This window comes from Halosimplex salinum (assembly GCF_003730195.1).
Classification (GTDB): Archaea; Halobacteriota; Halobacteria; order Halobacteriales; family Haloarculaceae; genus Halosimplex; species Halosimplex salinum.
Map to the genome: position 1 here is coordinate 1 of NZ_QWGG01000010.1, position 22,345 is coordinate 22,345.

Here is a 22,345-nt window from a genome sequence, read left to right on the forward strand (position 1 = left end):
GGGAGGGCGGATGTGCGTCAGCGGGGTGGGAGGGCGGATGTGCGTCAGCGGGGTGGGAGGGCGGATGTGCGTCAGCGGGGTGGGGGGCTGATGGAGGACGGATATGCGTCAGCGGGGTGGGAGGGCGGATGTGCGTCAGCGGGGTGGGGGGCTGATGGAGGGCGGTTGGGCGTCAGCGGAGTGGGAGGGCGGATGTGCGTCAGACGGGATCGGGCGACGGGTTCGGCGGAGGTGACTCGACGCTGTCGTCGCCGCCGTCGCCCCGCCAGCGGGCGGCGAGGGCGAGAGCGCCCGTGCCGAGTCCGAGGAGGGTGACGGCGAGCGTGATCAGGTCGCCGAAGACGGGGACGCGGCCGAGCGCCTGGACACCGAAGACGCCCAGCGCGAGCGCGGCCCAGCGGTTGTGGACGCCGGCGGCGGCGAGCACGCGGTCGCCGACCAGGAACTCGCCGTACACGAGCGCGACCCAGACCAGGAGCGCGAACACCGCGCCGCCGGCCAGCGCCAGCGGGATGCCGATGAGCGTCATCGCCGTCGCGATCAACACCGCGGGCGCCGCGATCAGGGTCGCGACTCCGGCCGCGGAGGCGCGGACCGGGTCGGTCGTCACCGTCTCGACCATCTCCGCGGTGAACTCGGGGAACAGCAGGAGCAGGAGCCCCCCGACGACGAGCGCGGAGAAGCCGGAGACGACCGCGACGAGCAGGGAGGGGACGCCCGCGAACTCGTCGCCCAGGACGAGGCCGAACTCGGCGTTGTCGAACTGCCAGCCGAGGCTGTCGTCCTCCGAGATCCTCCCGTCGACGGTCGCGCCGGACGCGCGTTCGATCTCCTCGCCGTAGGTCACGTCGCCGCCGACCGACGCGCCGTCTCCGAGGCGGACGGTGTCGCTCCCGGTCACGTCGTCCTCGACCGTGCCATCGACGGTGACCGTCCCGGCGGCGGCTTCCACGTCGCCCTCGACGACTGCGTCGGGGCCGACGTCGACCGAGCCCGCCGCGGCCTCGACCGTCCCGCCGACGCGACCGTCGACGGTGACCGACCCCGCAGTGGCGGTCACGTCGCCGGTCACGTCGCCGGTGACCTCGACCGACCCGGCCATCGCGGTCAGGTCGCCTTCGACCGTGCCGCGGACGAGCACGTCGCCGCTCGCGACCGTCAGGTCGTCCGAGACGGTCTCGTCGGGTCCGACGACCAGGTCGTCGCCGACAGTCTGGTCGGCGGGCGCGGAACCGGCGTCGGGGCCGTCCGCGAGAGCGGGTACTGCGGCCGCCGCACCCGGGAGGAGCGCGAGCGCGACGACGAGGCTGCACACGAGTGCGACGGCCCGCGACGAGCGGGCCTCCGTTCCGAACTTGACCATCGCAACTGGACAGAGAACTCCCTACCCGGTAAGTACCGAACGAGACTTTCCGAGCCGGTAGTCCGGGGGAAGAATTAAATACCAGTTCTGTCGCTCAGAGCTCGGATCGCACGTCACGGACGATGCCGTCGACGTCGAAGTCGTCGGCCTCCTTGTCGAAGACGACCTCGCCGTCCACTTCGATGCGGAAGACGCCGTTGTCGCCCATCGAGAGCTCGAAGCTGTCGATCTCGGCTTCGAGACTCGTGAGGATCGCTTCCTGCGTGTCGAGCGCGCGCTCCCTGAACCCGCAGGGGACGCAGTACTCCAGCGTGACTCGTGTCATGGGGGCCACTCCGTGGGAAGCGGGGATAAAACGTCCGGCGCGGGCGGCGGGGCGGTGTCGGGCGAGTCGGTGAGCGCCCGTCAGTCACGACCGAACGGTCGCCAGTACAGCAGCGCGACGGTGGCGACGAAGACGACGGTGGAGATGCCGTAGGAGCCGTCGGTGACCGCGGCGGCGATGCCGGATCCGCTCCCGGCGATGCCGGTCGCGAGCGAGGCGATGACGGGCCAGCTACACGAGACACAGGAGAGCAGTCCGAGGACGCCGGTGACGGCCGACCCGGCGGCGTCGAGTATCGTCGCGTACACGAGGTAGGCGAGGGTGACGAACCCGACCAGTTTGTACGGGATGAGCGTCAGGGCGACGCCGTTCCCGTTGTAGATGAACGTGGGCGACCAGCCCGGGGGGAGCGACCACGCGATCCGGGCGGTCGTCGGGCCGTGAGCGTGGCCGACGAGCCCGCCCGTGTAGGCCAGGACGCCGAAGTAGCCGAGCGCGAGGGCGGCAGCGATGCGTCGATTGCGGGTCGAGGCCGACGCCGGGGACGTCTTGACGAGCGCCCACAGCGAGACGTTGATCCAGACGAACGGGTAGAGCCACATGCGGAGGCCGCGCGCGGAGAGCAACTCCTGCGAGCCGACGGCGGCGTAGACGAGCACGAGCACGAGTTCGGTGTTGAGGACGAGCGCGCTCCACAGGAGCGTCTCTCGGCCCGGGTCGAAGCTGTCGCGGATCGAGGTGCGGGTAGTTGCCATGGTGGGTCAGACGGCCAGCGCGTCGACGACGATGGCGAGCAGGAGCGTCCCGAGGTAGGCGTTGGAGGCGTGGAACGCTCGGAACGCCGCCGACTCGGTGCGCTCGTGGTGCAGTCGGATGACGGCCCAGAGGAAGACGCCGCCGAAGACGACGGTCGTCGCCGCGTACACCCAGCCGAGATCCGTCAGCGCCGCGAGGCCGACGGCCGCGACCAGCGTCGCCGCGAGGTAGTAGAGGATGTGTTTGCGCGTCTCGGCCTCGCCGCGGACGACCGGCATCATCGGGAAGCCGCCCCTGGCGTAGTCCTCCTTGTACGCGAGCGCGAGGTTGTAGAAGTGCGCCGGGGTCCACAGGAAGATGACGCCCGCGAGCGCCAGGCCCGGCAGGCCGAACGTGCCGGTGACGGCCGCCCAGCCGATGAGCGCCGGGAGCGCGCCGGCGAAGCCGCCGATCACCGTGTTCTGGACGGTGTTCGGCTTGAGCACGAGGGTGTAGATGACGCTGTAGAACAGGATGGCGACCAGCCCGAGGGCGGCCGCGAGCAGGTTCACCTGCGCGAACACGGCGAGCGAACTCGCGGCGAGCGTGACGCCGAACGCGACCGCCCGCCGGACGGGGATCTGGTGGGTCGCGATCGGCCGATCCGAGGTCCGGTCCATCTTCTTGTCTTTCTCGCGCTCGAGGACGTGGTTGAACGTCCCCGAGGCCCCGATGGCGAGGACGCCCCCGCCGAGGGTCAGGACGACGGCGCGGACGGTCAGGTCCGGTCGGCCCGTCGCGGCCAGGGCCATCCCGGCGGCGGCGACGAGACAGAGGAGCCACATCAGCCGCGGCTTCGTCAGTCGGAAGTACGCCGAGAGGGTGGCGGTGGCGCGCCGGAGTGGCGGGAGGTCCGCGGGCGCGGGAGCCGGCGCGTCGGTTGCCGGTGCGTCGATGGCCGGTGCGTCGGATTCGGACACCGACTCGGCCGCGTCGACGCCGGGTTCGACGGCCCAGCCCTCCTCGGGCGCGTCGGACTGGGCCGGTTCGAGGTGCCACGCGAGCGCGAGGACGATAGCGGTGAAGAGCGCCACGCCGACGATGAGATGGGCGCCACTCAGGGCGGCGGTCGGTCCGGCGGTCGCGACGAACGCGCCCAGGCCGATCTGGACGGGGAAGAGTGCGATGCCGATACCGAGCGCGACGAGGACGCGAAGACGGATCCCTTCGCGGTTGCGGAGCGCGACGACGGCCGTCGCGAGCGCGAGGACCCCGACGAACAGGGCCACGGTGCGGTGGCCCCAGGCGACGAGGAGTGCGGGGTCCGAGAGCGTGACCGGGCCGCGACAGACGGGCCAGCTCGAACAGGCTCGCGCGGCGTCGGCGATCGACGCGGTCGCGCCGGCGACGACGAGCAGGTAGACGCCCAGTGCGGTCGCTGCGATCAGGCTCGGGAAGTCCGGTCGAGTGGCGCGTCTGAACACGTAGTGAACCCCGCTGTTACCCCGGCTTTGGGGCGTTCGCACTTAGTGTCCGCGCTTCGCCGGCGGGGAACCGACGCGCCCGCTCGAACATATTCGAACCGGCCGCACACGTTCGGGAACAGACCCTCTATCGACATTCATCATCTCCCGGACACGGCGACGGGATTCAGCACGTTAATATGCGGACGTTCCCAAGCCCCGAGCAACGATGAAGGGTAAGCGCGTCGCACTCCTGACGCTGTTCGCGGCCGCCCTGGCAGCGGTGGCGATCGAACCCGCCGCCGCACAGTCGGCCGACTCCACGACGGAGCGACTCATCTGGGACCTGAACAACCAGTTGATGTACATCGCAGTCCCGATCACGGTGCTCGTCGAGGCCATCCTCTTCTACACCGTCTGGAAGTTCCGGAAGAACGAGTCGCCGCTCCCGACGAAGGAGAACCGCCGACTCGAGATCACCTGGACCGTCGCAACGGCGATCATCCTCCTGTTCGTCGGCGTCGCGTCCTACCAGGTGCTCGCCGAACCGTACGTCACGGCGACCGGGGCGGACGCCGGCGTCGACACGGTCACCGAGGACGAAGAGGAGATCGTCGACGTCCAGGTGACGGCAGTCAAGTACAACTGGCAGTTCGAATACCCGGAACAGGACGTCACGAGCGCCAACACGCTGGTGTTGCCGGCGAACCGGCCGGTGCGGTTGAACATCACGTCGACCGACTGGCTCCACGCGTTCCACGTCCCCTCGATGGGCCTGAAGTCCGACGCGTTCCCGGGTCAGTCCAACTACATCCTCACCAAGCCCACCCAGACCGGTGAACACCAGCTCTACTGCGCCGAGTACTGCGGCGTCGGTCACTCGCAGATGCTCGGCACCGTCGAAGTCCGCAGCCAGTCGGAGTACCAGAGCTGGCTCGACGAGCAGAGCGACGACGGCGGCGCGGACGCCGAGGCAGGCGCGGACGGCAACGAGACGAGCGCGCTCAGCCCCTGACCGACGACGGCACTCCCCGACGCGACTGTTCTCTCACCCGTGCGCGGCTCGCGGATACTCTCTACTGACGACTCGTAGTCGGTACGTCGGATCGAAGTGACGGAGCTGGTCGTAACCGGTCTGGCCGGGGTTAGCTGGGTACGACCAGCCCGGGTTCCGGTGCGCCCTCGTGCTCGGTGTAGGCGGCCAGTTGGTGCTCGCCGCGCTCGGTGATCCGGTAGACGACCTCCGCGCTCACCGGCTCGACGAGCCCCGCGTCGACCAGATTCTCGACTCGCTCCTCGGCGTAGTCCGTGGGCATTCCCAGACGGTTCGCGATCAGCGGTGTGTACGTCGGCCGTTCTCGCGAGAGGTAGCTCAGGATCGCTGCGTCTGCACGGCGGAACCAGTCTGGGTACTGTGACATCGGATATCCCCGACGTACCATGTGTCTTGTTCACACATAACAGTATCGGCCTGACGGGACCCGGGGCGAAAGCGGTCGGGAGCGGAGGCCAACAGAGTGAAACCCGGGCAGTCCTGAACGCGAGTAGAGACGTGTCATCGAGTGTCGACGGCCGGCCGACGGTCCTCGTGGTCGACGACGAGGCGGAGGTAGCGGACATGCTCGCGCTGAAGATCCGCGAGGAGTACGAGACTATCGTCGCCTACGGCGGGGCGGACGCGCTCGACGCGATGGACGAGACCGTCGACGCCGTCCTCCTCGACCGTCGCATGCCCGACGTCCACGGCGACGACGTGCTCGCGACCATCCGCGAGCGCGGCTACGACTGCGTCGTCGTGATGACGACGGCGGTCGACCCCGACCTCAACATCCTCGAGATGGACTTCGACGACTACCTCTCGAAACCGATCGAGACGGAGACGCTCCTGACGACGCTCGACCAGCAACTCGACAGCAGACGCTCGGGCGACCCGAAGCTGGAGGCGTTCTTCTCCGTGGTCTCGAAGCTCGAAGTGCTGGAGGAGGAACTCACGCCGGCCGAACTGGCCGAGAGCGACGAGTACGAGGACCGAAAGCGCGAGGCCGAAGCGCTCGGTCGGGAACTGCAGGAGTCCCACCCCGACTTCGAGGAGATCGTCGACACCTTCCGCGACATCGGTCGCGGGTCGTCGTAGGTCAGGGGTCGTCGTCGGTCGCGACCCTCCGAATGCGTTGGGGAGCCGGACTGTTCAGAGTTCGTCCAGCACGGCCTGGACCTCGTCCCAGTCGGGCTGTTCGACGGGGTCGTCGGCGACCCAGCTGTACCGGACTTTCGTCTCGCCGTCGACGACGAAGACGGCGCGTTTCGACACGTCCCTGTGGCCCGCGAGCTCGTCGTACCTGACGCCGTAGCGCTCGCTGACGGCGCCGTCGCTGTCCGAGAGGAGCGGGAAGGGGATGTCGTACTCGCGGGCGAACGCCCGGTGGCTGAAGGCGCTGTCCCGGGAGATCCCGAACACCGTCGTGTCGTCGCGCACGTCGAACCACCCGAAGTTCTGGATCGCGCACAGCTCGTCGGTGCAGGCCGGGTGGAAGTCGAAGAGGTAGAACGCGAGGACGACGGGACCGTCCCTCGTGCGTTCGGCGAGCATGTACTCGCGGACCTCGTCGCCGTCGGTACCCGGGAGGATGAAGTCGGGCGCGGCGTCTCCGTCTGTGAGCATCGATTAGTGGTCCTTGGCAGTAGAACCCGATAAGTATGGAGGGGCGCGGTCGGTGATCCGCGTGAAGCGACAGAGCTTTTCCCCGCCGCTGGATACTCAGCTATCACGATGCTTCAGGGTGCGACGCTCGCGCAGGCAGGGATCGACGCGGTCGCGATCAAACCCGCGGAGGTCGACGTCGAGCGCGCGGCCGACCTCGACGTCGACGCGCTCGCGGTCGACTACGAGGGCCGCGAGCACCTGCCGTCGCCGGAGACGCTCGCGGACCTCGCGGCCGAGACGGACGTGCGCGTCACGACGCCCGTCCGCGCCGACGGCTTCGACCCGCTCGGCGAGGACGACCTGACGAGGGCGCTGCCCCGGGCCGTTCGGCGCGTGCTCGTCGCCGGGCACTCCGCGTATCTCACCGACGCCGAGCGAGCGCGGGCCGTCGCGCCACGGCTCCGGAAAGCCGCCGCGCGGAGCCGGGACCCCTGGGTCGGCACCGAGGGGATCGAACGGATCGCGCTCGCCGTCGGCGGCACGCAGTTCGAACTGCTCGGTCCCGGCACCGACCGCCGCGTCCGCGCGCTCAGAAACGCCGGCTACGAGGGGGAGATCGCTGTGTACGCGCCGACCGTCCTCACCGACGAGGAGGACTGCGTCCTCGACGCGCTGGGGGCCTACGCCGCCCGGCGCGGTCCCGTCGCGTCGGCGCTTCCCGACGGCGCACCGACCGACGCGACCGCCGACGGGCGCGCCCGCGAAGTCCTCTCGCAGGCCGTCCGCGACTACGGCCTCGTCGGCGACGTCGACGGCGTGACCGACCGCGTCGCGGACCTCCGTGACGCCGGGGCGGACCTGATCGTCGGCTACCCAGCCCGCGGGCTCGACCCCTTCCTGTGACGTCCGAACGCGTCGCCGTCGTCGGTGGCGGGGCCGTCGGCGTGACCGCCGCCCGCGACCTGGCCGCCGCCGGAGCGGACGTGACCCTCTACGAGCGCGACGAACTGGCCAGCGGTGCCTCCGGCCGCGCCGCCGGTATCGCCTACGACGCCTTCGCCGAGGACACCGACGCCGCGGTCGCCGAGCGCGCCGTCGAGCGCTTCCGCGCTCTCGACGAGGACGGTGCGATCGAGTTCACCGACCACCCGTACGTCTGGTTCGCGCGAGCGGGCGACGACCGCCGGGCCGACGCCGTCCGCGAGAGCGTCGAACGCATGCGCGCGAACGGACGCGACGTGACACTGCTCGACGGCGAATCGGTCGCCGAGCGCTTCCCCGCGCTCGCGTCCGTCGACGTGGCCGCGGCCGCAGTCGCCCGTGACGCCGGCTATCTCGACCCCGGTTCGTACGTTCGGGCGATGGGCGGGCGGGCCGAAGCCGCCGGCGCGGCCCTCAGGACCGGGACCGCGGTGGAACTCGCAGACGGTGGGACTGCGGTGACGACGCCATCGGAAACCGAGCGGTTCGACAGCGTGCTGGTCGCGGCGGGCGCACACACGAAGCGCCTGCTCGCCGGCGTCGGCGTTCCGATCCCGATGAAACCGTACCGCGTGCAGGCGCTCGTGACGAACCCCTTCGACGGGGCCGCGGATGTCCCGACGTTCTACGACGCGACGGAGAGTCGCTACGCTCGCCCGTGCGAGGGGGGCCTCCTCGTCGGCGACGGGACGGAGGAGCGCGAGTCCGACCCGGACGAGTACGAGCGCGACGCCGACGCGTCGTTCGAGCAGGCGTCACTGGACTGGGTGTCGGAGACGACCGGGACGACTCGGGGCCTCGCCCGGTCCTGGGCGGGCCTCTGTACGGCCACGCCCGACCGCGACCCGTTGCTGGGTCGGATCGAGCGCGGTCTGTACGTCGCGACGGGCTGGCACGGCCACGGGTTCATGCGCGCACCGGCGCTCGGTGAGCGGGTCGCGGCCGAGATTCTCGGTGGCGACGGCGTCGAGGCGTTCGATCCCCGTCGCTTCGACGGCGACGAGGAGTTCGAGGTGGTCGAGGGGATGACGGTCGGAGAGTAGCGAGGCACGACTGAAGGGAGTGCCTCGAAAGCGAGCGGTGAGAGCGAGGCGTGAGTGAAACGAACGCCTCGAAAGCGACCCGCGAGACGTAGCGTCGGAAGAAGTGCGTCCGCGGTCGGTTACTCGTCGTCGTCGGCCGTCTCCCAGCTGTCCTCGGAGTCGTCCGCGTCGGTCTCCGCTGTCTCGTCGCCCTCGTCGCCGGCGGTGGCCGTCGTCTCGGCGTCGAGTTCGTCGGCGTCGGTCTCGTCGACGGACTCGGTCTCGAGGGCTTCGTCCACCTCGTCGGCGACCGGTTCGTCGACCTTCGGGACGCGGACTTCGAGGGTTCCGTTCTCGCGGAGCGTCGCGGTGGCCGCGGTGGCGTCGACGCGGGCGTCGTCGGGCAGGTCGACGCTGCCGTCGAGCGCGAGGCCGCGGCCCGGATAGCGCATGTCGAAGCCCTCGTGGAACCCGCGGAAGCGGTCGATGCGAACCTCGACGCTCCCGTCGTCGTACTGGACCTGTACGTCCGTGCCCCGGGCGCCCGGCGCGTCGAACACCGCGAGGTAGGCGTCTTCGCTCTCCAGCAGATCGACCGGCAGCGGCGTCCGCTCCTGTGCGCGGCCCATCGCCCGGCCGACGTTCTCGAGGACTGCGTTGCCAAGCGACTCGCCGATGTCGCGGATCGTGTTCATACCTGCCGATTAGGCCGGTGTCGTCTTCAGGATTGTGCCCGCGCCGTCGGGACAGAAGCCGGCGGTCGGCGAGAATCGGCGCGGGTAGGGCGGTCGGCGGCCCCTATAGTTCGATCTCTTCGAGGCAGTCCGTCCCGCCACACACCGGACACTGCAGGTCGTCGACGGAGTGGTCGTCGGGCATGTCGTAGGTGTAGTGGTTCTCGAACATGTCGAGGAAGCAGTCGTCGCTCGTGCATTTGACCTCTTTCGTCGGTGGCATGCTCGCGGGTTGGGACGGCCGACGGATACTGTTTTCGCCACTCCCGCGAGCGGCGCCGTCGACTCCCGAAACCGGGCGCAGTCGCCCTGGGAAGGCGAACTTTCATATCGGACGCGTGAGAGACGATTGGTATGGGTTCGCGTGTCCTGGGGGTCGATTTCAGCGGGGCCAGTGACGCCGGGCGGTCCATCTGGCTGACGGAGGCGCGCCACACGGGGGATGGGCTGGTCGTCGACGACTGCTACCGGGCGGCCGACGAGTGGGGGACCGACCGCGAGCGCGCACACGCCGGCGTGCGCCGACGGGTGACCGACGGGTTCGCCGTCGCGGGCCTGGACTTCCCGTTCAGTCTCCCGCAGGCACTGCTCGACGAACACTGCGGCGGGACCTGGCTCGGTCTCGTCGAGTGGCTCTCGACCGGCGGGCCCGAGGACCCCGACACGTTCGCCTCGACCTGCCGGTCGACGGCGCGCGGATACACCGGCGACGGCACCGCCGCGCTCCGCCGCGAGACCGACCTCAGACGGGCGGCGCTCTGTCCGTACGGAACGCGCGTCCAGTACCAGACGTACTACGGGATCCGGAACGTCCTCGCCGGCCTGGCCGAGACGCCCGACGTGTCGGTCGCCCCCATGCAGTCGAGCGGACGCGGCGACACCCGCGTCGTCGAGGTGTATCCGGCCGCGACGTTCGGCTGGCTCGGGCTCTATCGCGAGGGGTACAAGGGCGACCACCGACAGCGCCGCTCCGCGAACCTCGAGGGTATCGAGGCCTGTAGCGTCGACGTCGGCGGATTTCGGGACACCTACGAGAGCAACCACGACGCGCTCGACAGCCTCGCGGCCGCCGTATCGGCCGGTCGCGTCACGGCCGATCCGCCGCGCCTCGGCCCTCGCGAAGAGGGACACATCTACGTGTAAGTCAGGCCTGTTTCCGGAGCGTGACGACGAACACCGTGCCGGTGGGCTGGTTGTCTTCGACGGCGATACTGCCGCCGTACCGGTCGACGAGCGTGTGCGCGAGGTAGAGGCCGATGCCGGTCCCGGGGCTCTCCGGCCCCATCTCGCCCTTGCCGAACACCGACTCCTTCCGCGAGTCGGGGATGCCGGGGCCGTTGTCGGCGACGCGAACGCGCAGTTTCGTCTCGGTCTCCTCGACGCCGACGGTCACCGCGGGATCCGAGGAGTCGTTGTGTCGGGCGGCGTTGCTCAGGAGGTTGCCGAACACGGAGGAGAGCAGTTCGTTGGCCCTGACGGGCGCGTTCGGGATCTCGCCGTCGACCGACACCGTCAGGTCCTCGTGCTGTCTGTCGGCCTTCTCGACCTCGTCTTCGAGGATGTACCGGACGTTGACGGCCTTGAGGTCGAACTTCTCGTCGCTGCCGATCGTGTCCACGAAGTCGCGCGCGATCGTCGTCAGTTCCGCGATGTGCCCACAGGTGTGCTGGATGCGGTCGACGTACTCCTGGCCCTCCTCGCCGACGTGTTCGCCGGCGCCGTCGGCCCAGGCGACGAGCAGCTGGATGTCGTTGTTGATGTCGTGACGGACCAGTCGGTTGATGACGGCCAGTTTCTCGGTCCGGCTCTGGAGTTCGCGCTCGCGGCGTTTCTGTTCGGTGATGTCGCGGGTGATGAGCTGGAAGGAGTCCGACTCGCTGCCGACGCTGACCGGCGCGGCGACGTTGTGGAAGTGCCGGACGCCGAACCCGTCCTGGAAGGTGACGGCCGACCCCGCCGTGAGCGCTCTGCGACCGTGTTCGATGCGCTTGGCCGCGGTGTCCGTCGGGAGCACGTCCGAGAGGTGGTCCCCGACGAGATCGGTCCGGGTCGTCCCGAACGACCGCGCTGCGGCCTCGTTGGCGGCCATCACCGTCCCGTCCATCCCGACCTGTGTGATCTCGTCGGGCGTGTTGTTCACCAGGAGTTCGTACTTCTCGTTGGCGCGGCGCTGGGCGACGACGTTCTCGATGCGGTTGGCGAGCAACTGGAGCTGGCCCTCCTCGGCGATGTCGTCCTTGCGCAGGTAGTCGTCGATGCCCGCACCGATCGCCCGACTCGCCGTCTGCTCGTCGCCCTGCCCGGTCAGCAGGATGAAGGGGAGTTCGTACTCCGCCTCGACGCGTTCGTACAGTTCGAGCCCGTTCAGCCCCGGCATCTCGAAGTCGCTGACGACGCAGTCGACGGACTGTTCGGAGAGCATCTCCAGCGCCTCGCGCCCGTCGCTCGCTTTCAGCACAGAGATGTCGTCCGTCGCCTTGAGCTTGTCAGAGACTATCGTTCTGAAGAATCCGCTGTCGTCGACGAGGAGCACGTCGATCGACGACGCCTGTTTCATTACAGAGCGTTTCAAACCGGGGTAGTTATAGCTGACTCCCGGATTTTTGTATCCGATAATCGAAGGGGCCGAGCGGCCTCTACGGGGCGAATTGACCGGCCCCCGGTCGAACCGGCGCCGTCCACCGCAAGCCCGGGATATTTCAGTCCGCAGTCGTACTCCGTGGCATGAGCGACGAACACGGCGGCTTCGAGGGCGTCCGCGAGAACCTCGACCGCCACCCGATGGTCCAGCTGTTCGGCTACGCGACGCCGTACTGGCTCCGCCTGACCGTCGGTGTCCTCGCCTCCTTCCTGACGCGCTTCGCTCGACTGGTCCCGCCGATCATCGTCGCCGCGGCCATCGACCGGGTCGTCCTCAACAACAGCGAACCGGGGCTGCTGACGCAAGCAGGTATCCTCCCGCCCGGAGAGATAGCGAGCGAGGCCGCGAAAGTCTCGTTCCTCCAGCGGCTGGTCGTCATCGCCGCGGTCGCGTATCTCGTCCGGTCGGTCACTCGCTTCGCCTCACGGTACCTCCTCCAGTCGACCGCACAGAAGGTCCAGCGCGACCTGCGCAACGACACCTACGACCACCTCCAGCACCTCTCGATGGGGTTCTTCGCCGACCACCAGACCGGCGGCATGATGTCGATCCTCAACAGCGACATCAACCGACTCGAGTCGTTCCTCAACACGGAGTTCCGCCAGTTCATCCGCGTCGTCGCCACCGTCGGCGGCATCGCTATCGTCCTCTCGACGTACTCGGTGAAGCTCGCGCTCATCGCGCTCGCGCCCGTCCCGATCATCGGCCTCGCCAGCTGGCTCTTCCTCAGCTGGATCGAACCGCGCTACCGCTCGATCCGCCAGACCGTCGCGCGGCTCAACACCCGCCTCGAGAACAACCTCAGCGGGGCGGCCGTGATCAAGGCCTTCGACCGCTACGACTTCGAGCGCGAGCGCGTCGAGAGCCAGAGCCAGACCTATCACGACGAGAAGGTCGCCGCCCTGCGCATCCGCCGGGGCTTCTTCGCCGCCCTGCGTCTGCTCACCGGCGTCGTCTTCGTCGTCATCCTCTACGTCGCGGGGATGGACTTCATCACCAGTGCGGAGAACGAAGCGATCCTCTCCGCGGGGGCGTTCACCGCGTTCTTCCTCTATCTCCGCCGCCTCTACTCCCCGATGCGCCGTGTCGGCAAGTCCGCCAACAAGTACCAGCTGGCCAAGTCCAGCGCCGAGCGCGTCTTCGGTCTGCTCGGGCAGGCCCCCGAAGTCACCGAGCCCGACGACCCCTTCGAACCCGAGCGGATCGACGGGGCCGTCGCCTTCGACGACGTGACCTTCGCATACGACGACGACCCCGTCGTTCGGGACGTGTCGCTCGACGTCTCCGCCGGTGATACGGTCGGCCTCGCCGGCCCGACCGGTGCCGGCAAGTCGACGCTCCTGAAACTCGTCCCGCGCTTCCACGACCCCAATGAGGGGACGGTCAGCGTCGACGGCCGCGACGTGCGCGGGTACGGCCTCCAGTCCCTGCGCGACCACGTCGCCGTCGTCGAGCAACAGCCCTATCTCTTCTCGGGGACCGTCGCCGAGAACGTCGCCTACGGCGACCGCGAGGTGCTGGACGGCGAGGAAGACGGCGACGAGGACGCCCGCGAACGTGTCCGCGAGGCCGCCCGCGCCGCCGAGGCCGACGCCTTCATCGAGGACCTCCCCGAGGGCTACGACACCCAGATCGGCGAGCGCGGCATCAAGCTCTCGGGCGGCCAGCGCCAGCGGGTCGCCATCGCCCGCGCCCTGCTCAACGACCCCGAGGTCATCATCTTCGACGAGGCCACCTCCGACGTGGACACCGAGACGGAGGAGCGCATCCAGGAGAGCCTCGACAGACTGGTCGAGGACCGCACCGCCTTCGTCATCGCCCACCGGCTCTCGACCATCCGCGACGCCGACCGCATCGTCGTCATGGACGAGGGACGGGTCGCGGAACGCGGCACCCACGACGAGTTACTCGTCGAGGGCGGCGACTACGCCGACCTGTGGTACGCACAGGCCGACGAACGGCCCGTGAGCGCGGACGATTAGGCGCTTTCGGCGCGGTCGGCCGCTCCCGGGGCGACGGGCCACCGATTTATTCGCGTCGGGGCCGTACTGATCGTATGATATCGCGGATCCTCGTCCCGATGGACGACTCGGAGATGGCCCAGCAAGCGCTCAGGTACGCCCTCGACAACCACGCCGACGCCGAGATCACCGTCATGCACGTCGTGGGCGAACCGTCGTCGATGTGGGGGGTCGCGACCGGACTCGCTCTCGAGGAGGACCTCGAAGCCGCCGCAGAGGAGCGCGCGGCGGACGTTTTCGACAGCGCGCGGGATATCGCTGCGGAGTACGACGTGGAACTCGAGACGAAGGTGCAGCTCGGGAGCCCGGTCCGGGCGATCCTGAACGAGACCGACGACTTCGACGCCGTCGTGATCGGGACCCACGGCGGGACGGTCGCCGACCGGCTGTTCGTCGGCAACGTCGCCCAGAAGATCGTTCGCCAGTCACCGATCCCGGTGGTAGTCGTCCGGTAAGCGGCGGTCGAGCGGTCGGACCGGACACGTCGTCCTTTTATCCGTCGAGAGTGTATCGGCGGGCATGACTGCGGACCCCGCGACCCTCTCCGTCACCATCGTCGACGGGTACGTCGACGAGCCGGCGCACTTCGGCGTGCCGCCGTACATCTCGACGTACCCCCGGTACACCGCGGGGGCGCTCGTCGACGCCGGCGTTCCCGAGGCGCAGATCACCTACCACACTATCGACGCGCTCCGGGACGACCAGCAGAACTGGTCGGACGTCGCCGACGCGGATCTCATGATCTACGTCGGCGGCATGACCGTCCCGGGAAAGTACGTCGGCGGCACCCCCGCCGAACCCGACGAAGTGCGTCGACTCACCTGGGAGGCCGACGGGACGACCCTGCTCGGAGGCCCCATCCGGTTCGGCGTCGGCGAGGAGAACAAGGGCGCCGAGGAGACCGAGCGCGACGATCTGGACTACGACTTCGTGGCGAAGGGCGACGTGGAGGCAGCCGCGTACGACCTCGCGGCGAACGGGCTGGAGGGGTTCGGAAACCGGATGCGCGACAACGAGGAGATCGCCCGCTGGGCCGAGAAGGGCGCGTTCGTCATCGAGCAACACCCCAACCACCCCGACTACCTCATCTGCGAACTGGAGACCTCGCGAGGCTGTGCGTATCGCTGTTCGTTCTGTACGGAACCGCTGTACGGCGACCCCGCGTTCCGCTCGGCGCAGTCGGTCGTCGACGAGGTGGCGGCGCTCAACGACCGCGGCGCCCGCGACTTCCGCCTCGGCCGGCAGGCCGACATCCTCGCCTTCGGTGGCGACGGCGAGGCACCCAACCCCGACGCCCTCCGGGACCTCTACGGCGGCATCCGCGGGGTGGCGCCGGACCTGCGGACGCTCCACCTCGACAACATGAACCCGGTGACGATCACGGACTACCCGGAGAAATCGAGGGAAGGGATCCGGATCATCGCGGAACACAACACGCCCGGCGACACGGCCGCGTTCGGCCTCGAATCTGCGGACCCGCTGGTGCAGGAGGAGAACAACCTGCTCGTGACCGCCGAGGAGTGTCTCGAAGCCGTCCGCATCGTCAACGAGGAGGCGGGCTGGCGGCCGGGCGGCGACAGAGACTCGGCGCCGAACTTCGGCGACGACGCCGCGCGCCGACTCCCGAAGCTCCTGCCGGGGATCAACCTCGTCCACGGGCTCAAGGGCGAGCGCTCGGAGACCTTCGAGCACAACAAGCGGTTCCTCCAGAGCGTCCTCGACGAGGGGCTGATGGTTCGCCGGATCAACATCCGGCAGGTGATGGCCTTCGAGGGGACGGAGATGGCCGAGACGGGCGCGGAGATCGCCCGCGACCACACGGAGCAGTTCCAGCAGTACAAGCGGGAAGTCCGCGAGGAGGTCGACAACCCGATGCTCAAGCGGGTGGCACCGCCGGGGACCGTGCTCCCCGACGTGCACCTCGAGTACCACCAGGACGGCAAGACGTTCGGTCGCCAGCTCGGGACGTACGCGCTCCTCGTGGCGGTGCCGGGCGAGCGCGAACTGGGCCAGACGGTGGACGTGGCGATCACCGACCACGGGTACCGCTCGGTGACGGGCGTGCCCTACCCGCTCGACGTGAACTCGGCCTCGATGGACGAACTGCAGGCCGTCCCGGGCGTCGGTCGGTCGACCGCCGGTGACATCGTCGTCGACCGACCGTACGACGCCGTCGACGCGGTCGGGACCGACGCCGACCTGTCGACGTTCGCGACGGTCGACGGCGCCGAGCCGCCGACCATTCCGGGGCTCGCGGACCGGGACGGGGCCGCGGACGGTTCGGACGGCGCCGGACGGCCGGAAGCCGACGACTGAGTGCTGGTCGGCACCGCTCGCAGCATCCAGATGGGCCGGCCTTTCAGTAGCGAACAGAAGGTTCTTGCCAGTCCCTGACCCTATCTCGACCAATGAGTGACCTCGCGGTCAGCGTCGTTCTCCCGGCCTACAACGAGGAGGCCACGATCGAGGGGACCGTCGAGGTCACGCTGGAGACGCTGGCTACCTTCCTCCCCGCCGGCTCGTTCGAGGTGATCGTCGCCGAGGACGGCTGTGACGACCGCACGCCGGAGATCGCCTCCCGGATGGCGGGCGAAGACGACCGCGTGCGTCACATCCACAGCGACGAACGGCTGGGCCGGGGCGGCGCGCTGGAGTACGCCTTCGAGCGCGCCGAGGGGGAGACCCTCGTCTACTTCGACACGGATCTGGCGACGGACATGAAACACCTCGAGGAGCTCGTCGAGAGCGTCCGGTCGGGCGAGTACGACGTGGCGACGGGCTCTCGCTGGATGCCCGAGAACACGGTCGAGCGGCCGAAAAAGCGCGCCGTGTCGAGCCTCGGGTATAACACGCTCGTGCGCCTCTTCCTGCGCTCGGACATGCAGGACCACCAGTGTGGCTTCAAGGCCATCTCGCGGGAGACGTTCGACGCGCTCCGCGGCGACGTGGAGGACGAACACTGGTTCTGGGACACCGAGGTACTCGTGCTCGCCCAGCGCCGGGGTTACCGGGTCAGAGAGTTCCCCGTCGACTGGGAGCCCAAGGGCGACACGAAGGTCGACCTCGTGCGGGACGTGTTCGGGATGGGGAGCCAGATCCTGCGGACGTGGTGGCAACTCTCCGTGAGTCCGCGCCTCTCACAGCGCGTGAGCATGGCCGCGGGGTCGGTGCTCGTGATGCTCGCGCTCGCGGTCGCGGTCAGCGTCGTGTTCGACCTGAACGCCGTCTTCGACGCGATGAGCGGCGCGGACCTCGGACTGGTCGCGCTCTCTGGCGTCGTCTACCTGTTCTCCTGGCCGCTCCGCGGGCTGCGCTATCGCGACATCCTCGACAGACTGGGGTACTCGGGGGACACGTGGTTCATGACGGGCGCGATCTTCATCAGTCAGACCGGGAACCTCGTCTTCCCGGCGCGACTCGGCGACGGCGTCCGCGCCTACATCGTGAAGGCGCGCCGCGACGTGCCCTACCCCAGCGGGTTCGCCTCGCTGGCCATCGAACGCGTGTTCGACCTGCTGGCGATCACGGTGCTGGCGGGCACCGTTCTCGTCGGACTCGTCCTGACCGGCGGGACCGAACAGATCGCCGAGGCCATCGCCGCCGAGGTGCCGCCGGTCAGTATCGGCGGCGAGACGATCGATCCGGGCGCGGCCGCCCGGACGGCCCTGCAGGTCGCGGCGTTCGTCGGCGGGACCGCGGTCCTCGCGGTCACCGCGATCCTCCTCAGCGCCCGCCGGGACAGCGACTACGTCCACCGCGTCGTCACGGCGGTCAGCAACGACTCCTACGCCGACTACGTCGCCGGCGTCATCGAGCAGTTCGTCGGGGACGTCCAGACGGTCATCAGCGACCGGGGCGCCTTCGCCCGCGTCGGCGTCGGCAGTCTCGTCATCTGGGTCGTCGACGTGGTGACGGCGCTGGTCGTGTTCGCGGCGTTTCCGGGTGAGGCCACGACGCTGACGCCCGCGCTGGTCGCCGCCGCTTTCTTCGCCGTCAGCGTCGGCAATCTCGCGAAGGTACTGCCGCTGTCGCCCGGTGGGATCGGCCTCTACGAGGGGGCGTTCACGCTCATCGTCTTCGGGTTCACGGGCGTCGCAGCGCCCGTCGCCTTCGCCATCTCCATCGTCGACCACGTCGTGAAAAACGCCGTCACCATCCTCGGCGGCCTCGTCTCGATGGCGTGGCTCAACGTCTCGCTGACCACCGCCGTCGAGGAGAGCCGCGAGGCAAGCGAGGTCGAGGCCACCGCGCCGCCCGAGGACTGACGACCCGCGTCGACTCCATTCTCAGTAGAACTCCGTCACGAACGGACCGAACGCGCCCGCGACGGCGTGGGTCAGCGCCGACTCGCGGTCGACGACCTCTCCGGTCAGGACCCCCGCCGCGCCGACCCGCTCTTTGATCCCGTCGGTGTCGAGCACGCCGTCCAGTACCGGCCCGAGTTCCTCGCCCGCTCGAATTCGATCGGCGATGTCGTCGGGGAGGCGGAGCGACGGGCCGCCGCCGCGCTCCAGCCGCTCGCCGTCCGCCACCGCGGCCCACATGATGAGATAGAGGCCCGGCCGCTCTCCGATGTCCGCCACTCCGCCCTCGATACCGACGCCGTAGGTCGCGTCGGTGTCGGCTTCGAGCGCGCGGGCCGCGCGGTTCTCCGCGCCCGTCACGGTCTCCGCGCGCCCGGTCGGCTGGTCTGGGACGCCCGAATCGACGGCGACGCCGACGACCGTCGCCTCGAACAGCTCCTCGACGACGCGTTCCGTCGCTGCGACTTTCACGGGGTTCGTGCTCCCGACTGCGACGCGTTCCATGCCTCCACCTGTGCCAGCGACCGCTTCGGCGTTTCGCTCCGTCTCCGTCCGCGAATCGTATATAAAGTGGCCAGCTAGTGGTATGGAACACGTTCACACACTGCTCGATACGCGCTCTCTGAGCTGTTTACGGCGATCCCCGGTTCCCGCACCGAAAGATTTATAAAATTTTCTCCGAATGTTCGTCTCACCATCGAACGCGTCCGGGATTTTTGGGGAGCTACCCTCCCCGGATGACGACGCCCCAGAGCCATGAGCGACTCCCGACTCAGAACCCACCACACGGACGAACAGGAAGAAGAACAGGAAGACGAGCGGGCCGACCAGGCCTGCCCGGAGTGTAGCGGCCACCTCGTCGTCGACGACGAGCGCGGCGAGACGGTGTGCGAGGACTGCGGCCTCGTCGTCGACACCGACGAGATCGACCGCGGCCCGGAGTGGCGCGCCTTCGACGCCGGCGAGAAGGACGAGAAGTCCCGCGTCGGCGCACCGACGACGAACATGATGCACGACAAGGGCCTCTCCACGAACATCGACTGGCGCGACAAGGACGCCTACGGCAACTCGCTGTCGTCGAACCAGCGCCAGAAGATGCAGCGCCTGCGCAAGTGGAACGAGCGGTTCCGCACCCGCGACTCCAAGGAGCGAAACCTCAAGCAGGCCCTCGGCGAGATCGACCGCATGTCCTCGGCGCTCGGCCTGCCGGAGAACGTCCGTGAGACCGCCTCGGTCATCTACCGCCGCGCGCTGGACGAGAACCTCTTGCCCGGCCGCTCGATCGAGGGCGTCTCGACCGCCGCCGTCTACGCGGCGGCCCGACAGGCGGGGGTCCCCCGGAGCCTCGACGAGATCAACGAGGTCTCCCGCGTCGAGAAGTCGGAGATCGCACGCACGTACCGCTACGTCATCCGCGAACTCGGGCTCGAAGTCGCGCCGGCCGACCCCGAGAGCTACGTCCCGCGCTTCGCCTCCTCGCTCGAACTCTCCGACGAGGCCGAACACCGCGCGCGAAAGCTCCTCGAGAACGCCAAGGAACAGGGCGTCCACTCCGGGAAGTCGCCCGTCGGCCTCGCCGCCGCCGCGGTGTACGCCGCCGCCCTGCTGACCAACGAGAAGACCACCCAGGCCGCGGTCTCGGAGGTCGCCGACATCTCCGAGGTCACGATCCGAAACCGCTACCACGAACTGCTGGAGGCCGAGCAGGGCCTCCCGATGGCCTGAGGACGGCGCCGACTCGTCGCCGAACTCGGGTCCCTGGCGGGACCGTCGCGATCGTAGCGTCCGGCACGAGCGACGCCGATACGACAGATTTCTGGCCGTTCACAATCAGGCCTGATAACCGCGGGGTCACGTTTAATCCGTTCGCTTACAGCGGTACGCGTATGGCTTCCGATACCGGTGACCTCGGCGACGAGGCACTCGACGTCTCCGACGAAGCTGGAGACATGACGGTCGACGAGCTCGGGACGGCGATAGACGAGTTGCTTCGTGCCTCCGAGAGCGTCTCGCAGAGCTCACAGCAGATCAGCGACCTCGCGAACGAACAGTCCGAGAACATGCGGGAGGTCGCGGGCGAGGTATCGAACCTCAGCGCGACGGTCGAGGAGGTCGCCTCGAGCGCGAGTCAGGTACGGCAGGTGAGCACGGAGGCGCGCGAACTCGCCGACGACGGGCGCGAGATGGCCGACGACGCCATCGACGCGATGGAGGCCGTCGACGAGGCCAACACGGAGGTCTCCGACGACGTCGACCAGTTGCGCGACCGCATCGACGAGATCGACGACATCGTCGAGGTCATCAACGACATCGCCGACCAGACGAACATGCTGGCGCTCAACGCCTCCATCGAGGCCGCTCGCGCCGGTGAAGCGGGCGAGGGGTTCGCCGTCGTCGCCGACGAAGTGAAGAGCCTCGCCGAGGAGTCCCAGCAGAACGCCACGGAGATCGAACAGCTCGTCTCGAACATCAAGAACGACACCGAGAGCACCGTCGAGAGCATCGACCACGCCAACGAGCAGGTCGAGGAAGGGATCGAGCAGGTCGACGACACGGTCGACGTGCTCCGCGAGATCGACTCAGCGGTCGAGGAGGCCGCCCAGGGGGCCCAGGAGGTCGCGAGCGCCACCGACGAGCAGGCCGCCTCCACCGAGGAGGTCGCGTCGATGGTCGACGTGACCGCCGAGAGCGCCGAAGAGGTCGCCGGCGAGATCGAACGCATCGCCGCCGCCAATCAGCAACAGACCGCCCAGATCAACGAGATCCAGGACCTCATCCGCGACCTCAAGCGGTAGTCGCGGTCGCGACTCACCGCCCGACTCGGCGGGCGGTCGTCCCTCGCCGGCTCCGACCGTCGGGAACGGATCCGGGCGCTTTTCTCCCGCCTCGCCGATAGCGCCGGTATGCACATCGACTTCTCGTCGTTCGTCCTCACGGCCGCGACGACGGACCTGTCCGCCGAGCCCGCGGCGCGCGACCACGCCGACGCCGTGGAGTTCCGCATGGACCTCGCGAGCGACGCGCTCGACGCGCTGGCGGCGTACGACGGCGACCTGCCGCTCGTCGCGACCAACCGCCCGACGTGGGAGGGCGGCGAGGCGCCCGACGACGACGCCCGCCTCGCCGCGCTTCGGACGGCGGTCGAACACGACGCCGTCGCCGCGGTCGACGTGGAGCTCGCGGCGCTCGAGGCCGGCGACGCAACCGGCGTCGTCGAGGCCGCCCGCGACCACGGGACGGCCGTGATCGTCTCGACCCACGACTTCGAGGCGACGCCGCACCGCGACTCGATGCGAGAGACGCTCGCCGACGCCGGTCAGCGAGGCGACGTGGCGAAACTCGCGGTCACCGCCGAGGGGCCTGGCGACGTGCTCGACCTCCTCGCGGCGACGTGGGAAGCGAGTACAGCGGACGAGACGGTGGCGACGATGGCGATGGGCGAGGCCGGTCGCCACTCCCGGGCGGTCGCGCCACTGTACGGATCCCGCATCGGCTACGCGCCCGTCGACCCCGCCGACGCCACCGCCCCGGGGCAGTACGACCTGGCGACGCTCGCCGGCCTCGTCGACAGTCTGGACGGCGAGTGAGCCCGAATCCGCCGGAGTCGGAAGGTTAACAACGCGTGACGACCGAAACCGGTGTATCAACAGTGAGCACACGCAAGCAAGCGCGCCCGTTGCTGGCGGTTCTGCTGGCGTTCCTCTATCCCGGGCTGGGCCACGTCTACCTGCGTGAGTGGCTCCGGGCGCTCGTCTGGTTCTTCCTCAACGTGACGAGCTTCGCGCTCCTGATGCCGGAGAACGCGGTCCCGGAGACCATCGGGATGGACTCGCTCCTCCGGGCCGCCGAGAGCGTTCCGCCGGAGGCCGCGCTGGCGCTCGCATCCATCACCGTCTTCAGCATGATCGACGCCTACTGGATGGCCAAACGGCAGAACACCGAGACCGCCGTCCAGGAGGGGACGACGTGCCCCAACTGCGGCCGGGACGTCGACGCCGACCTCGACTTCTGTCACTGGTGTACCGAGCGCCTCGCCCCCGAAGCGGAGACCGAGGGCGAGTCCGAGTCAGAATCCGAGGATCCCGGGACTGGCGCCTGAGGGCGTCTCCGCG

23 protein-coding genes are annotated in these 22,345 nt (G+C 69.1%); 13 read left to right on the forward strand and 10 right to left on the reverse strand.

Going from position 1 to position 22,345, the window contains the following annotated elements; translation table 11 throughout:
- Nucleotides 1-199 precede the first annotated feature (199 nt).
- The 4 genes from D1409_RS19805 to D1409_RS19820 form a co-directional block, all read right to left on the reverse strand.
- Nucleotides 200-1,363, reverse strand: a complete 1,164-nt coding sequence (locus D1409_RS19805; RefSeq protein ID WP_123538731.1) for a polymer-forming cytoskeletal protein — start codon at nt 1,361-1,363, stop codon at nt 200-202.
- Nucleotides 1,364-1,457: 94 nt separating this feature from the next.
- Entirely contained in the window at nt 1,458-1,688 is a 231-nt protein-coding gene (locus D1409_RS19810; RefSeq protein WP_123538732.1) for a SelT/SelW/SelH family protein, read from the reverse strand.
- 80 nt (nt 1,689-1,768) lie between these two features.
- Nucleotides 1,769-2,443 (reverse strand): DUF7546 family protein, encoded by a 675-nt coding sequence (locus D1409_RS19815; protein ID WP_123538733.1) that lies wholly within the window; start codon nt 2,441-2,443, stop codon nt 1,769-1,771.
- 6 nt (nt 2,444-2,449) lie between these two features.
- Complete coding sequence (locus D1409_RS19820; RefSeq protein ID WP_235853635.1) at nt 2,450-3,907, reverse strand: heme o synthase; 1,458 nt, start codon at nt 3,905-3,907, stop codon at nt 2,450-2,452.
- Nucleotides 3,908-4,115: 208 nt separating this feature from the next.
- Between D1409_RS19820 and coxB the strand changes: the two genes are divergently transcribed.
- On the forward strand, nt 4,116-4,901 hold the full coding sequence (gene coxB, locus D1409_RS19825) for a cytochrome c oxidase subunit II (protein WP_123538734.1): 786 nt from the start codon (nt 4,116-4,118) through the stop codon (nt 4,899-4,901).
- 130 nt (nt 4,902-5,031) lie between these two features.
- On the opposite strand, the gene D1409_RS19830 is transcribed toward coxB, so the two are convergent.
- Nucleotides 5,032-5,307, reverse strand: a complete 276-nt coding sequence (locus tag D1409_RS19830; protein WP_206425142.1) for a DUF2250 domain-containing protein — start codon at nt 5,305-5,307, stop codon at nt 5,032-5,034.
- A 131-nt stretch (nt 5,308-5,438) separates the two neighbouring features.
- On the opposite strand from D1409_RS19830, the gene D1409_RS19835 reads away from it, so the two are divergent.
- The gene (locus D1409_RS19835; RefSeq protein WP_123538736.1) at nt 5,439-6,020 is read left to right on the forward strand and encodes a response regulator transcription factor; all 582 of its coding nucleotides are present in this window, start codon (nt 5,439-5,441) and stop codon (nt 6,018-6,020) included.
- 54 nt (nt 6,021-6,074) lie between these two features.
- Here the strand turns inward: D1409_RS19835 and D1409_RS19840 are convergent, their stop codons facing one another.
- On the reverse strand, nt 6,075-6,548 hold the full coding sequence (locus D1409_RS19840; RefSeq protein WP_123538737.1) for a redoxin domain-containing protein: 474 nt from the start codon (nt 6,546-6,548) through the stop codon (nt 6,075-6,077).
- 108 nt (nt 6,549-6,656) lie between these two features.
- Between D1409_RS19840 and D1409_RS19845 the strand changes: the two genes are divergently transcribed.
- On the forward strand, nt 6,657-7,433 hold the full coding sequence (locus D1409_RS19845; RefSeq protein WP_123538738.1) for a DUF7388 family protein: 777 nt from the start codon (nt 6,657-6,659) through the stop codon (nt 7,431-7,433).
- Nucleotides 7,430-8,554, forward strand: coding sequence for an NAD(P)/FAD-dependent oxidoreductase (locus D1409_RS19850; RefSeq protein ID WP_123538739.1), 1,125 nt, complete (start codon nt 7,430-7,432; stop codon nt 8,552-8,554). The genes D1409_RS19845 and D1409_RS19850 overlap by 4 nt, the downstream gene beginning before the upstream one ends.
- Nucleotides 8,555-8,673: 119 nt before the next feature.
- Here D1409_RS19850 and D1409_RS19855 read toward each other — a convergent pair whose 3' ends face one another.
- Nucleotides 8,674-9,228 carry an Hsp20/alpha crystallin family protein gene (locus tag D1409_RS19855; RefSeq protein ID WP_123538740.1) on the reverse strand — a complete coding sequence of 185 codons (555 nt, stop codon included), beginning with the start codon at nt 9,226-9,228 and terminating at the stop codon, nt 8,674-8,676.
- A 103-nt stretch (nt 9,229-9,331) separates the two neighbouring features.
- Nucleotides 9,332-9,490 carry a DUF7559 family protein gene (locus tag D1409_RS24820; protein WP_164471806.1) on the reverse strand — a complete coding sequence of 53 codons (159 nt, stop codon included), beginning with the start codon at nt 9,488-9,490 and terminating at the stop codon, nt 9,332-9,334.
- Between the two features lie 131 nt (nt 9,491-9,621).
- On the opposite strand from D1409_RS24820, the gene D1409_RS19860 reads away from it, so the two are divergent.
- Nucleotides 9,622-10,410: a DUF429 domain-containing protein gene (locus D1409_RS19860; protein ID WP_123538741.1), complete on the forward strand. Its 789-nt coding sequence runs from the start codon at nt 9,622-9,624 to the stop codon at nt 10,408-10,410.
- 1 nt (nt 10,411) lies between these two features.
- Here D1409_RS19860 and D1409_RS19865 read toward each other — a convergent pair whose 3' ends face one another.
- A complete protein-coding gene (locus D1409_RS19865; protein ID WP_123538742.1) occupies nt 10,412-11,824 on the reverse strand; it encodes a response regulator in 1,413 nt (470 codons plus the stop codon).
- A gap of 167 nt (nt 11,825-11,991) precedes the next feature.
- On the opposite strand from D1409_RS19865, the gene D1409_RS19870 reads away from it, so the two are divergent.
- The 4 genes from D1409_RS19870 to D1409_RS19885 all read left to right on the forward strand — a co-directional run bounded on the left by D1409_RS19870 (nt 11,992) and on the right by D1409_RS19885 (nt 18,194).
- Nucleotides 11,992-13,890 carry an ABC transporter ATP-binding protein gene (locus tag D1409_RS19870; protein ID WP_123538743.1) on the forward strand — a complete coding sequence of 633 codons (1,899 nt, stop codon included), beginning with the start codon at nt 11,992-11,994 and terminating at the stop codon, nt 13,888-13,890.
- 74 nt (nt 13,891-13,964) lie between these two features.
- Complete coding sequence (locus D1409_RS19875; protein WP_123538744.1) at nt 13,965-14,384, forward strand: universal stress protein; 420 nt, start codon at nt 13,965-13,967, stop codon at nt 14,382-14,384.
- A 64-nt stretch (nt 14,385-14,448) separates the two neighbouring features.
- Nucleotides 14,449-16,245: a radical SAM protein gene (locus tag D1409_RS19880; protein ID WP_123538745.1), complete on the forward strand. Its 1,797-nt coding sequence runs from the start codon at nt 14,449-14,451 to the stop codon at nt 16,243-16,245.
- 92 nt (nt 16,246-16,337) lie between these two features.
- Complete coding sequence (locus tag D1409_RS19885) at nt 16,338-18,194, forward strand: flippase-like domain-containing protein (protein WP_123538746.1); 1,857 nt, start codon at nt 16,338-16,340, stop codon at nt 18,192-18,194.
- Between the two features lie 21 nt (nt 18,195-18,215).
- Here D1409_RS19885 and yjjX read toward each other — a convergent pair whose 3' ends face one another.
- Entirely contained in the window at nt 18,216-18,737 is a 522-nt protein-coding gene (yjjX, locus tag D1409_RS19890) for an inosine/xanthosine triphosphatase (protein WP_123538747.1), read from the reverse strand.
- Between the two features lie 252 nt (nt 18,738-18,989).
- Between yjjX and D1409_RS19895 the strand changes: the two genes are divergently transcribed.
- From D1409_RS19895 to D1409_RS19910, 4 genes are all read left to right on the forward strand, one after another.
- Nucleotides 18,990-19,958, forward strand: a complete 969-nt coding sequence (locus D1409_RS19895) for a transcription initiation factor IIB (protein WP_123538748.1) — start codon at nt 18,990-18,992, stop codon at nt 19,956-19,958.
- A 104-nt stretch (nt 19,959-20,062) separates the two neighbouring features.
- On the forward strand, nt 20,063-21,028 hold the full coding sequence (locus D1409_RS19900) for a methyl-accepting chemotaxis protein (RefSeq protein ID WP_449404907.1): 966 nt from the start codon (nt 20,063-20,065) through the stop codon (nt 21,026-21,028).
- 114 nt (nt 21,029-21,142) lie between these two features.
- Entirely contained in the window at nt 21,143-21,820 is a 678-nt protein-coding gene (locus tag D1409_RS19905; RefSeq protein WP_123538863.1) for a type I 3-dehydroquinate dehydratase, read from the forward strand.
- Nucleotides 21,821-21,882: 62 nt separating this feature from the next.
- Nucleotides 21,883-22,332, forward strand: coding sequence for a zinc ribbon domain-containing protein (locus D1409_RS19910; protein ID WP_123538750.1), 450 nt, complete (start codon nt 21,883-21,885; stop codon nt 22,330-22,332).
- Nucleotides 22,333-22,345 lie beyond the last annotated feature (13 nt).